A 17,040-nucleotide genomic window follows, 5' to 3' on the forward strand; every position below is an offset into this window, starting at 1 on the left:
TCTGTCCGACCCCGGCCCTTCCTTTTTTTACTCTATCTCTAGAATTGACGCAGGTGGTGAGTGAACACCGACCCGCGCGGATTTTAATTTCGTCTCTATCAGTCTCTCAAAGAACTTGCGGAAGAACATCTCTCTTCCCTGGTGCCGCTACCCTTTAGCGGCTGTGCCTCAACGGCTTGTGTCACTTTTTTACTCTTTTTTCCTGCTCCCTTCCGGAGCGGGTTGCAAAGGTAAGAAGCTTTTTCCTTTCTGCAAGGCCTCAGGGAAAAATTTTCAAACTTTTTTTTCCCTTTCCTCTCCTGCCTCTCCTGCGGCCCCTGTTACAAAGCCTCTTCAAGAGGCTTCCCTCTGGAAGCGGGTGCAAAGGTAAGAAACATTCCTTAATCTGCAAAATAAAAGCAGGAAATATTTCCTGAAGCTTTTCCTCCCTTCCTTTCCCTTGGAGCCACTGCCTGGCCCCGAGGTCCGCCTCCTCTGAAACGGGAGGCAAAGGTAAGCATTTTTCCCGTTCCCGCAAGCGCCAAGGCAAAAGTTTTTTTTCGGCGTCTCTCTTCGGCCCTTCGGCCTTTCCCGTCCCTGCCGGATGGGGATGCAAAAGTAGCAAACCCCAGCCGCATTCCAAGCGGCAGGAGATAAAAAGGCTCTAAAAAATCATAACTCCCTTATCTCCAGAATCATTATTTTCAGAAATAAGAATACTGGCAATGGAGTTCTCTCTGGAAGGCCTTTTTAGTTAGAAAAAATCTACTGCAGTCGCATTTATATACCAATAAATTAACTCCGTAAGAATCTGGTAAGAATATATGCCTCATCCAGCCTTATCTACAAAATCCTGCAGGTAAGCGTACCTATCGGTCAATCTTCCTCCGGTGGCTATAGTACCTCGTTGCAGTATTCCATCTTTATCGCCATTAAACAAATGAGGAATTACCCGATCTAGTAGTTGACGACTAAAGTCGCGAGAGGCATTTCGCGGGAGTTCGCAGGGAAGGTTGTCTACGGCCATCACAGTTATATTTCGGCTATTACTATATGGTGGCTCCAGTTCTCCGGTTTGCGGATTATAATCATATGCAGGAGCATCTATAGTAGCAGAGCGCTTGGTACATGGTATGGAGCCGTTTACGTCGCAGGTGATATCAGCAATAGTATTGATCTTGAAATCGGCTGCACGCGCTTCTTCTTCGGTAAAGAGCTTAGGAGCGTGCGGGTCCCAATAAGCGCATGCCATAAGCAAGTCGGTTACTCGCGTAAATTTGCGGAATGTAGATTGGTAAAGGTGTGGGTGCTGGTAAAAGTCTGGCGAATCCCAGACTTCTACATCCGGGCGTGTGTTATAATCGCCGGAGTGTAGCTGGGCATACACGGGCTCCTTAAACTGCTTGTACAGAAAATCGAATACGCTCACTTTTTTTATATGCATTTTATCGAGCACCTCCATGGCACCTCCAGCCACTCTGCCCCCACCGGTTACTCCAATCTTTATAGGAGGAAGTTTCACTTTAAAATACTCTTCCTGCATATCTTCCATCTCGCGGCATAGGTAAGCTGGCTTCAGCTCAAATAGTCCCCATTTTCTACCGTAAGTTCTTATGCCATTATAAGCGCCCACTATGCCAGCATAGCGCCCAAAGGCTACTAGCCGCTGCCCCTGCGCGTTAGTCAGCGTTTCATAATCTATAAGTGTGATGTTGTTCTGGAGAATAGCCCGGAGCAATTTAGCATTCTGCGGCTGCTTTTTAATAGTGTGCGAAAAGAAGAAATACGTTTTGTCTGGTATCAGCTGCACTACCGGCACCTCCTTCACACCCATCAATATATCACAGTCCGCCAGGTTCTGCTGCAGCGGAATATCCAACTCCTGGTACTCAGCATCCGAAAAGCAACGCCTGTCGCTCGGTTGAACAACCACCTGCGCACCCGGAAAGGCAGCCATTAGCTCCACACATTTTTTGGGTGTAAGGGCCACCCGCGCATCCAACGGAGTTTTACCCTCTTTAATAATTCCGATTTTCAGTTTAAGCATCAGCGCGTATTCTTGAATTTTTATTCTCTTTATTCTGTTGTAAAGCAATAGCAACAGGCTTATTTACAACCCTTTTTAGATGAAGCGACCTGCTAACCGGCCAGCAAATCAATATACGGAGTGATGTAACTATTTAGCCTCTGCGCATCTGTATAATACACAATTCCTGTTACTTTTGTGAAATGATTAAATAGCGTAATATTTGAAGTTTAGTGGCTGAAAAGCTGTTTACAAAAATCCCACATTCCCAATCTATATTTCGTACACATGATATTTAAAACCAAACCTGCTGATGTGTTTAAGGAGCGTCATAACGGCCCCGATAAGGAGCAGATGCAAGACATGCTTAACACGATAGGGGTAAACTCGCTGGATCAACTGATTGAGGAGACAGTGCCAGCGGCCATTCGTCTTAAAAAGCCACTGAATCTGCCTAAAGGCCTCTCCGAAAAAGATTTTTTGAACAAGTTCGGGGCTATAGCCAGACAGAACAAAGTTTTTAAATCTTATATTGGCTTAGGATATAACGATACTATTATGCCTCCAGTTATTCTCCGGAATATTATGGAGAACCCGGGCTGGTACACCGCCTACACCCCGTATCAGGCAGAAATAGCACAGGGTCGCCTTGAAGCGCTTATTAACTACCAAACAATGGTAATGGAGCTAACAGGCATGGAAATAGCCAACGCTTCCTTGCTCGACGAGGGTACGGCAGCCGCTGAAGCGATGGGCATGTTCTTCGCACAGCGCAAAGGCTCCCGCAAAGGAGCTACCCGCTTTTTTGTATCGGAGCTTTGCCTGCCACAGACTATTGATGTACTTATATCACGCGCCACACCTCTTGGCATAGAACTCGAAATAGGCGACCACCGCCAAGTAAATTTAGAGGATACTTCGTTTTTTGGTGCTATCGTACAATACCCGGCAGCAGATGGGGAAATATTCGACTACACTTCTTTTATAGCTACCGCACATACTCAGGAAGTTGTGGTAGCCGTTGCGGCAGATTTGCTTTCCCTTACCCTGCTAACGCCTCCGGGCGAAATGGGTGCCGACGTAGTAGTGGGCACAACGCAGCGTTTTGGTGTACCAATGGGCTATGGTGGTCCGCACGCAGGTTACTTTGCTACTAAAGATGCCTTTAAGCGTGTTATCCCGGGCCGTATTATTGGTGCTTCTATAGATGCACAAGGTAATAAGGCTTACCGCATGGCGCTGCAAACGCGGGAGCAGCACATCCGCAGAGAAAAAGCCACTTCAAATATTTGTACTGCGCAGGTCCTGCTGGCTGTAATTGCCGGTATGTATGCCGTATACCATGGCCCGCGCCGCCTCCGCTACATTGGCCTTAATATACATGCGCTGGCACAGCAACTGGAAGCCGGCCTTAAAATCTTAGGGTTTGAGCAGCTGAACGAGCAGTATTTCGATACGTTGAAAATAGCTGCAGAGAGTACCGACATGCAGGCAGCCATTAAGCAAGAGGCAGAGGCAGCAGGTATTAATTTCCGTTATTTTAACGATACTTACATTTCTATCTCTCTTAACCAGAACACCGATCTGCAGGATGTAAAAGCAATCTTAGCTGTATTTGCTAAAGTAGCAGGTAAATCTGGAGAGGTGATAACAATAGATGAGCTGCCAGCCGAAACAGAGATTACCTGGCCGGAGTCACTTATCAGAACAACCGAGTATCTGCGCCAGGAGGTGTTTAACAAGCACCACTCCGAAAGTGAAATTCTGCGCTACATGAAGCACCTCGAGAACAAAGACTTCTCGTTGGCTCACGGCATGATTCCGCTTGGCTCCTGCACCATGAAACTAAACGCCACTGCCGAAATGATTCCGGTAACCTGGCCTGAAATCGGGCAGTTGCACCCCTTTGCACCTGCTGACCAAGTACAAGGCTATAAGCAGATTTTTGAAGACCTTGAGAGCTGGCTTTGCGAAGTTACTGGTTTTGATGCCGTGTCGCTACAGCCTAACTCTGGTGCCCAAGGCGAATATGCTGGTCTGATGGTAATTCGTGCTTACCACGAATCGCGTGGCGATCATCATCGTAACATTGCCCTTATTCCTTCTTCGGCACACGGCACAAACCCGGCTTCTGCGGTTATGGCCGGCATGAAGGTGGTGATTGTTAAATGCGACGAAAAAGGCAACATCGACGTAGCCGACCTGCATGCCAAGGCAGAACAGCACAAAGACGACCTGTCTTGCCTGATGGTTACTTACCCATCTACGCACGGTGTTTACGAAGAAAGCATCATTGAAATTTGCGAAACCATTCACCAGAACGGTGGCCGCGTGTACATGGACGGTGCTAACATGAATGCTCAGGTTGGCCTTACCTCCCCGGCTACTATTGGCGCTGATGTTTGTCACCTGAACCTGCACAAAACATTCTGTATTCCTCACGGTGGCGGCGGTCCTGGTGTAGGTCCTATCGGTGTGGTAAAAGACCTTGCGCCGTTCCTGCCAGGCCACGCAGTGGTAAAAATGGCTGGCGAAGCAGCCATTAATGCGGTATCGGCTGCTCCCTGGGGATCTGCCAGCATTCTTCCTATTTCGTATGCCTACATCTCGATGATGGGTGGCGAAGGTTTGGAGGAGGCGACAAAAGTAGCTATTCTGAATGCCAACTATATCAAGGCCCGCTTAGAGAAACATTACCCGGTGCTGTATGTTGGAAGCAAAGGCCGCTGCGCACACGAAATGATTCTGGATTGCCGTGGCTTTAAGAAATTTGGCGTTGAGGTAGAAGACATTGCCAAACGCCTGATGGACTATGGATTTCATGCACCAACGGTGTCGTTCCCGGTAGCTGGTACGCTCATGGTAGAACCAACAGAGTCTGAAGCACAGGAAGAATTAGACCGTTTTTGCGAAGCTATGATCTGCATTCGTGAAGAGATTAGGGAGATAGAGGAAGGCAGAGCCGAGCAGAAAAACAATGTGTTAAAAAATGCGCCACACACGGCACAGGTAGCACTTGCCGACAACTGGGACAGGCCGTACAGCCGTGAAAAAGCTGTTTACCCATACGAGCACGCGCGGCATTACAAATTCTGGCCAACGGTTAGCCGCGTAGACAGTGCCTATGGCGATCGTAACCTGGTTTGCTCCTGCGCCCCTATAGAAGCGTACAACGAAGATCACCAGGAAATTACGGCTGTTTAAGTTAGACTTAATTTCTTTTATAAACAGAGGCTGCCTTGTTCAAGGCAGCCTCTGTTGTTTTTGTAGGTAGTTGTTTTTGGCGTTTAGCCTTAATCATATTTTTTTTCTATCATCTAAGGCTATCTAAACAGTTAAAGGCTCCTAAAAAGGTTAGTTCCTGGCAAACGCCCTAAGGCTAAACTAATGCTTTTTGCCTCCGGAAGGGACTTTTCATTAGAATAATTCAACTTGTGCTTCAGTTATATTCAGCTCCTAAGCCATCCTCTCCTCACTACTTAAATCAATTCTGAGCAATCCCAAATTGAGATTTTCCCTACCTGCTCCTCCCATCTTGGCACCAGCATGAATGCTAAATTACGCTCACACACTTCACCTTTAAAAAATAAGGCAAAAAAATATCTGTTTTAGCATACATAATATTCTTAACACAGTGCAATATATATACAAATTCAAGCAAAAAATATCCTATTAATTTAGTTTAAGCTTAAGAATCCTCTCTTTGTTGTTGATTGCAACCTTTTGCGGCTTCTTCTGCACCTATGGCTGGTACTTTAATTGCCCTATTAATAACAACAGGCAGAGACATCCTTTTAACTCCCTGCCAGCCTCAACCACTACGTCTGAAAACAACTAATGGCGCTACCAACCGCCTATACAATTATTTACAGTCTGCTGCTGCTTAACCGGTGCCATACAAGAAGCTGGTTACAGTTAGGCCAGCATAAAACATGATTTGAATTTAACCTGCACACACGCCTCCAATAGGCTGGTGTGGTAAACTACTATTATATGAAGGTGTACTTATTGGTTACGGGCATTATGAGCTTGAGCTTTTCGGCTCTTACCACCTCTGCTCAAAATGTAATAACCAGCATGGTTTCTTCGCAGTATTCCACAGAGGTTACTGCCTCTATCGTGACTGAAAAAAAGACGCAAGATCAGCCGCTTGCTTTTTATAATGCTACTGCTACAGTACCTGGTGAAGTTATAACCGGAACTCGTGCAGCCAAAAGCATGTCGGAAGAGCTTAGCAGTTGGGTAGAAAAAAAAGAAGCGGTCATTAATTCTTATAAGAGACCGAAGCGTAGAAAAACCTCTTCACCCGTTTGGTAGAGGAATAGAAGTAGTTCTCTCAAATTCAGTCAGAGGTCCCTGTCTTTCGTATAGTTTGTGAACTTAAGAACAAAACTACCCTCACAAACCTATGCGAGTATCCACTTCCAGCTTTTTCCACAAATTTGCACTGAGTTTTATATGGCTGCTGTCAGGCTTAGCTGGCTGCGGGTTTGCCATGCTCAATGTGCAAAGCGACTACGACCGCACCGTTAGTTTTCAGCCTTACCGAACATTTGGTTTTTACGAACCACAAAACACGCTGCAATTAAACGGTGAAACGCCTCAGTACAATACCTCTATAGACGAGCAATTAAAAGCAGCCATTGCCAGCGAGTTGGTGATAAAAGGCCTCACGCCTGCGGTAGATGCGGCTCCTGATCTGCTCATAGCTTACGACATTGCCATACAAACTGACCCGGAAGCCGAAAATAACATAGTAGTTCCCCGATATGGCTATGGCTATGGGTACTGGTATGGCTACCGCTTCAACTATGAATTTGCGGGCGTGCCGACTTACCGCAGCATCAGCGATTATCAGGTAGGCACCTTGGTAATTGATTTTATCAACCCAAGCTTAAATGCATTGGTCTGGCGTGGATGGGCAGGCGGAAGCATTTCTGTAACAGAGGCTGATCAGAAGCGGCTTAATAGAGCAGTATCGAGTATTCTGGCCCAATACCCACCCAATAATGTTACCACTCCTTAGGCTCCCAAATACAGATTCTGTATTTCACATCCGAACACCCTAAACCGATCAACAGAAAAAAACCTCCGAAAGGCCGTTTTCATTAGCAGAATTTGATAGATGTGGTTATTCTTAATTTGGAGATTCGGGGATTTAAAGAGTTGTAAACGAACCAGGAACACCTCGTGCAGTATGCAGTTGCTGCGATTATCCGGACAGTGCGACGAAAGACTGGAAAACAGATTATAGAAAAAGCCTTGCTTATAGTGTCTTGAAAAAGCCTCCGGAAGGCCTTTTTCATTAGCAGAATTTGGTGCCAAGCATGCTATCCATTTCGCTCATTTTCTGGTTTGCCAGGGAAGAGAGTCACATCTTTGTTGAGGCCTAGGTCCTGCTGCTTTTTAGGTGAAGAATCTGCCGGAGGAAACCCGATACGCATACGGGCATCGCGCCAGCCTAGCTTTAGCTCGTTCCAGGTGTGGCCTGGTGCTTTGTAACCGTAGGCTCTGAACCTACCAGGTGGCACTTTGCCTTTGTTCTGAACAAAATCTGCAAAGTCAGCTACCCATTTATCGAAAGCGGCCATAGAATCGTGGTCTTGCACCATGTCTTCCGCCTGATTTTCAGAATACTTTTTCCCTTTGCCTATGGCAGCGTAGGTCCAGAGTTGGTCCGGCACCTCTATGCCGCTGTACCTGCACTGCCACACTAAGGGAGCATAGGCATCGCGCTCATTCTTGAATGGCTCCTGCTCCGGATCAAAATAAGACTTGTGCTGCAGCAGGTTGGGCCGCCCTGTTTCGTCTATCTCGTCGCCTCCCAAGTCACCATGGCAAAAGAATGCAGCAGTTCGCCCTTCCAGGTGGTTCTGGCTAAGTTCTTCCCACTCAGCGGTTTTGTCCAGTTTCATGGCCAGCTCCGGGTTTTTATGTGCTATCAATTCTTCTTTCGGATTACCTCCGTTCATACAAACCAATCTATCGAACATCAGTTTGAGATTTGATGTTGGCCCATACCAGTTGTGTGGTGCTACAAAAGCCCAGGCATCGGCCATATCGAGACGGGCATACAAATCGAGGTTCCACATCAGGTCCGGCTCGGCCTTGCTGTTTTTCTCGTAACAGTTACAAGGCCATACACAAAGCGCCATAGAAGTGCTGACACAGGCATTACAACTTTGAATTTGTTCGCGCGCATACACATTCCCAATATCTTCCAGGTCTATTTCCCACTCCTGCGGCAGGTGTTCTGCCATGCGCAACATCAGGGTCCGCGACTTGGAGTCTACACCGGGGCAATTGTACTGCCGCCTTTGTGATGCGGAGATCAGCAGCACCCGAAGTGGCCGCTCAGCCAATGGTAAGCCTGCCTTTTTATTGTCTGGTTGCATACTTTAAATTTTGAATGAGTGAATGACTGAATGAGTTTTTATTTCATGAACATCTCTACTGTTGCAATTCCTGTCGAAAGGTAAAGTGTATGCTGTATTTATTTACGTAATAACAGTGAGTAAAGCATTTATCAGTTTAGGGTTTTTACATTCCCGCTGAAACCTGCTTCCCAAATTTTAGCCTTTCAACTAAAATTATTCACTCAATCACTCATCCACTCATTCAAAATTCATAGCGCGTACTTCAGTGAAAGGCCACCGTAGTAATTACGATCGGCGGCGGGCTGGAAAAAACGGGCTCCAAAAGCGTTGAGATCATTGCCAAGGCTGTACTTCTGGTTCGTAAGATTTTCTGCTCCCACAAAGGCATCCAGTGCCAAGTGTTTGCTTAAAGGTCTTCTGATACCGGTGCGTGCTCCAACAATAAGAAATGCATCTGAAAAAACAGTATTCTCATCGGTAAGGGGTATGGTATCTACAAAATTAGAAGTAAGGTTCAGGTAAAAACCTACCTGTGTTGCCAAGTCGAGCCCAACGGTAGCCATATGTGGTGCCACTCCGGTTAGCTTATTGCCCGACAAAACTGTTTCGCCTTGCTGGTAATCTTTAAACCTAAAATGGTTATAGGTATAACTACCCCAGAGCTTTAGCAAACTCAGCGGAGCCATGGACTCTTCTACTACAGTAAAAGCCAGTGCTGTTTCCAACCCGTTTTGGCTGGTGGAGCCTATGTTGCGAAAAACAGCAATGCTCGACACATCCTGGCGGCTTACAATTGTTTCGTTTAACCTGAAAGAGAAAGCTACCACATCGAAGCTAAGTCGACCATCAAATATCCGGCCTCTTACTCCAGCTTCAAAGTTCAAGCCCTTTTCTGCTTCCAGTTCCTGGTTCAACACTCCATCAGATGTCAGTATCTCTTCTTCGGAGGGCGGAGAGTAGCCGGCGCTCACGCTGGCATGTGCCGAAATCTGTTTAGTTAAGCGCTTGAGCAGAGCTACCCTTGGCGATAGCACCGCATTAAAATCGCGAATAAAACGAAAGTCTGCACCGGCGGCAGCCTGTTGCAGCCTTGTAATGTCGTAGCGGGTATCGTTATAGCTGAGGGCGGCGGTGGCAAGCCAATTGCCCGGCAAAAGAAATTCAGCCTGTGCAAACAATAGTCCTGTTTCGGAAATCAGTTCATCATCAGATCGGTTGGCACCTACCGCCCCACCATTGTTATCGAAGGTGCGGGCCACCTGGAAACCGCGCTGATACTCTCCTCCTACTGTAATTGTAGCCTCGGCTACACCCACCCGGGTAGTGTGAACCAGTAAGGATCTGGCACCAAATTCCTGGTTGGCATTTCGCTCATAATCGGTGTTGAACGGGTGATCCTGGGACCGGAACAGTCCATACACCGAGGTGATATTGCGCCAGCGGTTATTCAGCTTATACTCATGCGACAAACCAATATTTACCCCATCGGTGTTCATGGATGCATTCTGTGCTACGCTACCCAACGCACCGCCACGTGCCTGCCTGGGGTTCTCGTTGTATTGCTCCTGAGTAAGCGCTCCTGGTAACTGGTAAAATAGGTCCGAATAAATAAGGTAGGTCGACAGAGTTTGCTTCTCACTAGGGTAAAACTGGGCAGAAAGCAGAAGCACCTCACGCTCCATGGCGGTATGCTCGCGATAGCCATCGTACTGCTGCCGGGTGTACTGCACCAGCGCATTTGCTTTTTCTCCTCCTGTAGAAGCCGTTACCGCATATCGCCTGAAACCATAAGAACCGGTAGTACCCCCAACTTCTAACTGATGCTCCCCTGGCGCCGCGCGTTTGGGCTCCAGCAAAATGGCACCTCCCGTACCGGCACCATAGATACTGCCCACCGGACCTTTCAGGATTTCCATCCGGCCAATATTGCCTGCATCCAGCATGTTGAGCATAGTAATACCACTTGCTTCAGTAAGCGGCACATCACCTAAATACATTTTAACGTTGCGCACCCCATAAGGAGAGCGAAGGCTGCTCCCCCGAATAGAAATCCTGTAGCTGGCAGGAGCTCTTTCCTCCATGCGCACACCCGGCACTGTGTTTACTGCTCTTACTAAAGAACTCTGATCAAAGCGCTGGATTACTTCACTGTCTACTATGCTAATGGCACCGGCCGTCTCGAGCAGTGGCCTGTTTGTTTCGTAGCCTGTTACCACTACCTCAGATAAGTTTGTGGCATTGGCCTGCATCGATACCTGCAATACCTGTGTAAGTGGCAGAATAACCTTTAACGTTCGAGTGGCATAGCCGAGCAACTGAAAGTGAAGTGTGGTCGTGGCACCCTCTCCATTTACAGGCACCTTAAACTCCCCTTGTGCATTGCTAATAATTTGCTGCCCGTTAACGCCTGCAGAAATTGTTACTCCCTCTAATGGCTGTCGGCTTCGGGCATCTAGCACCTGCCCGTTAATTGTGGTTTGTGCCCATGCCACCACAGGCAGGAGCAACAGGAACGGCAATAGAATTGAAGAATATAAATAATGTTTCATGAAATTTAAATTGGTAGTAATGGAAACGGAGAGGCAGGCTCTGAGGTTGGTCAAAATAGTTTAGCTGTTGCTGTAAAATTATCTTACAGCCATTAGAACAAAAGCATGCTGTCTAGATTTAACGAATTGTGTGCTCCTCCGTTTGTATATCTCCAGAAAAGCTTCTGAAAACCGCCTAAAAAGTAAAAAGCTCCACAGCAACTGCGGAGCTTTTTACTAACTACAAAAACTGTAGCCTTACCTGATTTTGAACTCAGTTCTTCTGTTAAGCTGATGCTCCTTCTCAGAACATGATACTCCATCTTTACAGTGGTTTACCAGTCTGGTTTTGCCGTATCCTTTGGCTGTAAGGCGATCAGCTTTTATGCCTTTAGAAACGAGATAATCAACAGCTGCCTGTGCACGTCTTTCTGATAGAACCTGGTTGTATTGAAAACCTTCCCGACTATCTGTGTGTGAGCTCATCTCAATTTTAATGCTTGGGTTAGCTTTCAGCACCTTTACCAGTTTATCTAGTTCTCTGGCAGCGTCTGGCCTGATCTCCCATTTATCTAGATCGTAGTAGATCTTTTCTAGTACAATGGCAATGCCTTTATCACTTTTATCAAATAAAAGAGCTACCTGCACCGTGTCGCCGGCTGTTACTGGCACCTCCAGATCTACCGACTGGTTCAGGAAACCATCTTTTGTGCCCTGGAAGGAGTAGGTATTACCTTTGCGGCTATCCAGAAAATATTTTCCGTTTACATCTGTTACAAAAACAGTAGAGTCGGCCTGGTTCTGCTGAGTGGCTACTACCCTTGCCTGCGGAAGTGGCGCCTCAATGTTGCGTTTCTGCTGGTTCTGTTTTCGCTCCAGTGTTGTAACGGCAATCACTACGGCCTCCTGCAGTAACCGAAACTGGTAAATATTGTCTGTACCATCGGCAGCATCGCGGTTAGAAGACAGCAGCCCACTTGTATTCACGCTATCGAACATAATGCCGTAGTCGTTTTTGGGAGTGTTTATCGGGTAACCCAGGTTTTTAACATCAGTCCAGGCACCATGTTGGCCTTCTGCCGCAAAAATATCCAGACCACCAAAGCCCACATGACCATCGGATGCAAAAAACAACTTGCCATTCTGGTCTACATACGGAAAGCTTTCGCTTCCTGCAGTGTTTACAGTACTGCCAGCATTTACAGGTCGTCCCCAGTTGCCATCTGCCTGGCGTGTAGTATAATAAATATCTGTTGCTCCTTCGCCACCTGGCATATCAGACACAAAATACATGGTTTTGCCGTCTGGCGATAAAGCCGGATGTCCTACCGAGTACTCCTCTATTTTATTGAAAGCAAAAGGCTGCACATTGGTCCAGGAGTCGCCTTGCTTTTGGGCACTATAAATTTCTAGGCGGCTTACATATTCCTGTTCCTGCTTGTTCTGTTCTACCCAACTTGTAGGATCTGTGTTTTTGTATGCTTTGTTTTTCACCAGCTGTGTTCTGGTAAAATATAGTTCCTGCCCACCTTCAGCAGCAGAGGCCGTCGCATTGTGGTAAGGTGCGTTTACATCTTCTGCCAGCAAGGAGGGAGCACTAAAGTTGCCGTCGGCACTTCGCTCAGCTTTGTATAGTTTTAAGTATGGTCTTCCAGTCCAGCCAAAAACATCTGCCTTAGCACCTGCACCACGATCTGAGCTAAAAACGATTCCCTGCTCAAAGCTAGCCGGGCTGAAGTCAGAAAACCCGGCCGCATTCAGTCCTTTGGCCGCTGTTACTTCTGCAACAGGCAGTTTGTTCATCCATTCTGTTGCTTTGTCGCAAGCCTGAATTTTCTGTTGGGCCTGTGCTGCCATGTCGGGCATTTCCTCACCCCAGCTCATATACTGTTTTTTAGCCTCCTCAAATTTCCCATTGCTGCGCAATGCCTCCGCATGATAGTACAGGTTTTGAGATTGCCGACCTGGCATGGTCACGACTTTAGCATACCAGGTTTCTGCTTCCTGGCTGCGGCGAGTCAGGCGATAAGCATCAGCAATGCGCTGCGCCGTTTGTACATCAGGTGTGCGTTTAGTAACAGCCTGCTCATACTGCTCGAGTGCCAGGGCAAATTGGTAGTTATTGTAAAGCTTATCCGCCTTCCGTAGCTGAGCCTGCGCATTTGTTGCAAAGCCTAGGGTTGCGGCCATAAGAAGGCAAAGGGAGGTGTATTTATAGTTCATATAATCTGATGCTAATATTAAAAGTATTGAGGTGTAAGCATAGGAGCGTCTTTTTTCCCGAACAGGTAATACCCTATTGAGACTTCGTGCGTGCTAACTCCTCTAAAATCATTCACCATTACATCATAGGCATAACCTAATCGGAATGCTCTGTTAATCTGAATCTCTCCGATTAATGCGACAGCTGTTCTGTTTCTGGCATCGAAAGATAGTTTATCATTGAAGAGGTTCATGCTTGTGCGGTAAGAAGCTCCTAACCACAAGATTTCCTTTATCAACAGAAAAGCATTCAGGTCCACATTGGCAGGCGAGTTGAAGTCTTCTTTCACCAACACACTAGGCTTGAATTTAAGAGAGCTTCCCAGATCAAACACATATCCGGAAGTGAAGAAGTAGTGTCTGTTAGTAGCCAACTCCATGTCGTCTTTAAACTGCAACAAGTCAGATACCGAAACACCTGTATAGAAACGGCTCGTGTTGAAATATAAACCAAGTTTAATATCTGGCCTAAGGGCTGTTTCGGTTCCTGTAGGAATAGATGGATCGTCGATGATACCAAGCTCTGCTCCGTTCAGAGAGCGCTGTACAAAACCTGGTGCAGCACCAAAGCTAAGGGTTGCCTGCTCGCTTAACGGCACTCTCACCGCCAGATTGGCGTAAGCCGAGAAGTGGGTGAGTGGACCAATTTTATCACGGGAGATATCTAGCCCGAGACCTAGTTTATCGTTTGCTACAAGGCCATCTATAAGCAGGCTGCTGGTAGTAGGCGCTCCTTCTACAGAAGCCCACTGCGACCGGTGAAAAGCATTAAAATTAAGTACTTTTTTACTTCCAGTGTAGGCCGGGTTAATGGCCATACTGTTAAAAATGTATTGCGAGTACTGAGGATTTTGCTGGGCACTAGCCGCAAAAGTTAGCAGCAGGGCGAGCAGCGTATAAAGTAATTTCATATTCTAATTCGTATTAAATTAAAGTACCTTGAGCTTAGCGGAAAATCATGACATAGCCTGTATATTCTCTGTTGGTATTGTCGCACTGTCGCACCGTTACCCTGTAGAAGTAAGTACCTGCCTCCAGGTTATTACCGTTCCAGTCGTTCTGGTAATTCGACTTGCGATACACTTCAGACCCCAAGCGGTTAAACAGCGTTACTTGGTTCTGGTATTGTGTGATGTTAGAGATAACCCAGGTGTCGTTAATGCCATCCCCGTTCGGGCTAAAGGCTTTCGGGAATTCCAAAGCACCATCTATGCGGCTACGATCTATGGCTATTGCAGCAGTTGGACCATCGCAAGCACCGTTACTCGTCACTAACCTTACCTCTCCGAAAGCATTTGGGGAATCAGAACGAATTTGTATAGAAGCTGTTCCCTGACCAGAAGTAATGGTAAAGCCATTAGGTACACTCCAGGTGTAAGATGTAGCACCTGCCACCGGATTAACGCTATAAGTAAGGCCTCCGCATACACTGCTATTATCTATAATACTTGGCGCTGCAACCTGTGGTACCGCTGTAACATTAAGAGTAGCATCGGTGGTTTTGCAGGCATTTGCCGCAGCCACCCGTACAGCACCGTTGCCAGAACCTGCCGTTACTGTAATCCTATTTGTCCCCTGGCCTGCGGTAATAGTCCAGCCAGCCGGCACCGACCAGGTATAAGTTGAAACACCTGTTACTGCTCCTATAGTGTACTGTAACCCTGTAGTACCCGCACAGTTAGTGGCAGGACCAGCAATGGCACCTACAACCCCTAACTGGCCTGAAGGCGTAACATTTAAGGTAGTGGTAGTGCTGCTGCCACATCCATTCACAGCTTTTACGGCTATCGATCCGGCACCAGTTCCTGCTGTAACTGTTACAGAGGTACCGGTATTATCGCCAGGTATTGCCCAGCCAGCACCTGTTACTGTCCACTCATAACTGGTGGCATTGGCAACTGCGCCAATACTGTAAATTATAGACTCCCCTATACAAGCACCGCCAGTAGTTGTAATTGACCCGGGAGCTGCAGGCGCCCCAGACGATACGGCAACAGTAACCGGAGTGGCAGCCACTTCTCCGCAGGCGTTAGAGGCAGTAAGCGTAAGATCACCAGTAGTTACGGTTTCAAATCGTGCACGAACTCTAGCTCGGCCATTCACTACGTCTTCACCTAACTTGGTCCAAGTGCCCGAATAGTTCCAGGTGTAGGTGGTATTCGCAGTAAGTGCCGGTACAGAAAACACAACCTCATTAGTACCCGCACATATCGCAAGAGGCCCGTTAATGGCACCTAAGGCAGCAAGAGGTGTAGCGGTAGTAATAGTTTTAATGGCAGGAGGACTGGTAAGCTGGCAGCTGTTAGTGGCTGTTACACTCACCGTGCCACCTGTATTGCCTGCTTTAACAGTGGCGGTGTTTCCAGAGCTGCGAATAAGTTGCAAGCCTCCCGTTACAACCCAATTAAACACATCATCGGCACCAGCACCTGTAGCTGTAAAGATAACCTCTGAGTTGGCACACACTGTTTCATGTCCATCTAAAGTAGGTGCAGTCGATCCACTTAACACACCGATATTTTGAGTAACAGAATATGTTTCACCACATTGATCTGTTACAGTTACCTTTAAAGTTCCGCCTGTTAAACCCGATTCGACACCTAAGCTAACGGTGTTATTCTGCCGAGACAAGATAGACAGCCCACCAGTTACTTCATAAGCGTAAGTACCGCCCACCACTTCAGTAGCTGTAAAATTAAGCGTAGCCACACCCGGACAAATTGCAGTATTACCTGTGAGCGCGAGGCCAGGATCTGCACATGTTACTACAATAGGATCCTCAGCCTCGTCATCTTCCGGATCCGGATCTGGCGTATCTGAGATAACCTGCACGTTGTTTACAAGACTACCGGCTGCCAAAATTCTGAAAGTGATAGAAAGTGTAGCAGATGATTCAGCCTGGACATTCCCTACAATCCACTCGCTTGTTTCGGGGTCATAAGTTCCCTTAGAGGGTCTGGCACTTACAAATTGAAGTGTGCTTGGAAATTGCTCCTTTACGCGCACATTGGTAGCAGTACCAGAGCCGACACCACTGTTACGAACTGTAATATCGTATGTAACTTCGTCCCCTACTCTGAAGCCGTTCTCAGAAGGCTGTGCCACTTTAGTTACACCCAGGTTGGCATATAATATGGTGGTTAAGTAGATGTTGTTGGTGTTCAGGCTTACACTACTGTTTAAAGAGATAGCGCTTCCGATAAGGCTGGCACCAGATCGGAGTGTTACACTCTCTTGCGCCACAATACTACCCATCAGTAAAGTGGATACACCAATATCGGCTTTACCCTTTACAACCCATACGATATTTTCAGCCTGCGCTCCATTTTGAGGGAGTACACCCGCACTGGAGACCCCAGGGGAGGCTGGCGAAGTAGAGGTAAAGTCGCCATCGATAATAAATATGAATTCTGAGTCAAAACTTCTCTGACCATCCAGAATAAGGATATTGCTCAGTCTGGCATTGCCAGGTATATGATAAACTCCGGGGGTTAGAATTTGTCTGTTTCCGATTTCGGCACCCAGTGTTCTGGTAATGGGTCTGGCGGTTAGAGTGGCATAGGCTTGTAACGCCGCCACCTGGCCTCCGCCGGCAGAGGAACCGGGTCCAACCTCTTCACTTCCAGTTACTACTAACCCCTTACTCGGGTCATTGATCCTGTCACCTGGATGTATGCCCAGGTTACCGCCAACACTGGTTGTGCCAGTATTATTTACTTCTGTGTTTGCTAACACAGAATAGTCACCTGCTAGCCCTAAAATCGATTTTGTTTGTGCGTAACCTACCTGTATGGCTAAGAGGAGGGATGTACAGAACAGGGTAAAATGTTTAACCATGCGGATTGTGTAAATTAATATCAATAAAAGT

Annotated in this window: 9 protein-coding genes; 3 read left to right on the plus strand and 6 right to left on the minus strand. The window is 47.1% G+C overall.

Going from position 1 to position 17,040, the window contains the following annotated elements:
- Positions 1–808 precede the first annotated feature (808 nt).
- Entirely contained in the window at positions 809–2,026 is a 1,218-nt protein-coding gene (locus ACMA1I_RS18790; protein WP_337069977.1) for an NAD(P)-dependent oxidoreductase, read from the minus strand.
- Between the two features lie 267 nt (positions 2,027–2,293).
- Between ACMA1I_RS18790 and gcvP the strand changes: the two genes are divergently transcribed.
- The 3 genes from gcvP (at position 2,294) to ACMA1I_RS18805 (ending at position 7,031) form a co-directional block, all read left to right on the plus strand.
- Positions 2,294–5,209 (plus strand): aminomethyl-transferring glycine dehydrogenase, encoded by a 2,916-nt coding sequence (gene gcvP / locus ACMA1I_RS18795; protein ID WP_337069978.1) that lies wholly within the window; start codon positions 2,294–2,296, stop codon positions 5,207–5,209.
- 789 nt (positions 5,210–5,998) lie between these two features.
- Positions 5,999–6,322, plus strand: coding sequence for a hypothetical protein (locus tag ACMA1I_RS18800; RefSeq protein ID WP_337069979.1), 324 nt, complete (start codon positions 5,999–6,001; stop codon positions 6,320–6,322).
- Positions 6,323–6,413: 91 nt separating this feature from the next.
- Positions 6,414–7,031 carry a DUF4136 domain-containing protein gene (locus tag ACMA1I_RS18805; RefSeq protein ID WP_337069980.1) on the plus strand — a complete coding sequence of 206 codons (618 nt, stop codon included), beginning with the start codon at positions 6,414–6,416 and terminating at the stop codon, positions 7,029–7,031.
- Positions 7,032–7,335: 304 nt separating this feature from the next.
- On the opposite strand, the gene ACMA1I_RS18810 is transcribed toward ACMA1I_RS18805, so the two are convergent.
- The 5 genes from ACMA1I_RS18810 to ACMA1I_RS18830 form a co-directional block, all read right to left on the minus strand.
- On the minus strand, positions 7,336–8,400 hold the full coding sequence (locus tag ACMA1I_RS18810) for an NAD(P)H-dependent oxidoreductase (protein WP_337069981.1): 1,065 nt from the start codon (positions 8,398–8,400) through the stop codon (positions 7,336–7,338).
- 230 nt (positions 8,401–8,630) lie between these two features.
- Entirely contained in the window at positions 8,631–10,931 is a 2,301-nt protein-coding gene (locus ACMA1I_RS18815) for a TonB-dependent receptor domain-containing protein (RefSeq protein ID WP_337069982.1), read from the minus strand.
- Positions 10,932–11,168: 237 nt separating this feature from the next.
- Positions 11,169–13,133 (minus strand): OmpA family protein, encoded by a 1,965-nt coding sequence (locus ACMA1I_RS18820; RefSeq protein WP_337069983.1) that lies wholly within the window; start codon positions 13,131–13,133, stop codon positions 11,169–11,171.
- 17 nt (positions 13,134–13,150) lie between these two features.
- A complete protein-coding gene (locus tag ACMA1I_RS18825; RefSeq protein WP_337069984.1) occupies positions 13,151–14,083 on the minus strand; it encodes a type IX secretion system membrane protein PorP/SprF in 933 nt (310 codons plus the stop codon).
- A 34-nt stretch (positions 14,084–14,117) separates the two neighbouring features.
- A complete protein-coding gene (locus ACMA1I_RS18830) occupies positions 14,118–17,009 on the minus strand; it encodes an ice-binding family protein (protein WP_337069985.1) in 2,892 nt (963 codons plus the stop codon).
- Positions 17,010–17,040 lie beyond the last annotated feature (31 nt).

Source organism: Pontibacter sp. 13R65 (assembly GCF_047525655.1).
GTDB lineage: Bacteria > Bacteroidota > Bacteroidia > Cytophagales > Hymenobacteraceae > Pontibacter.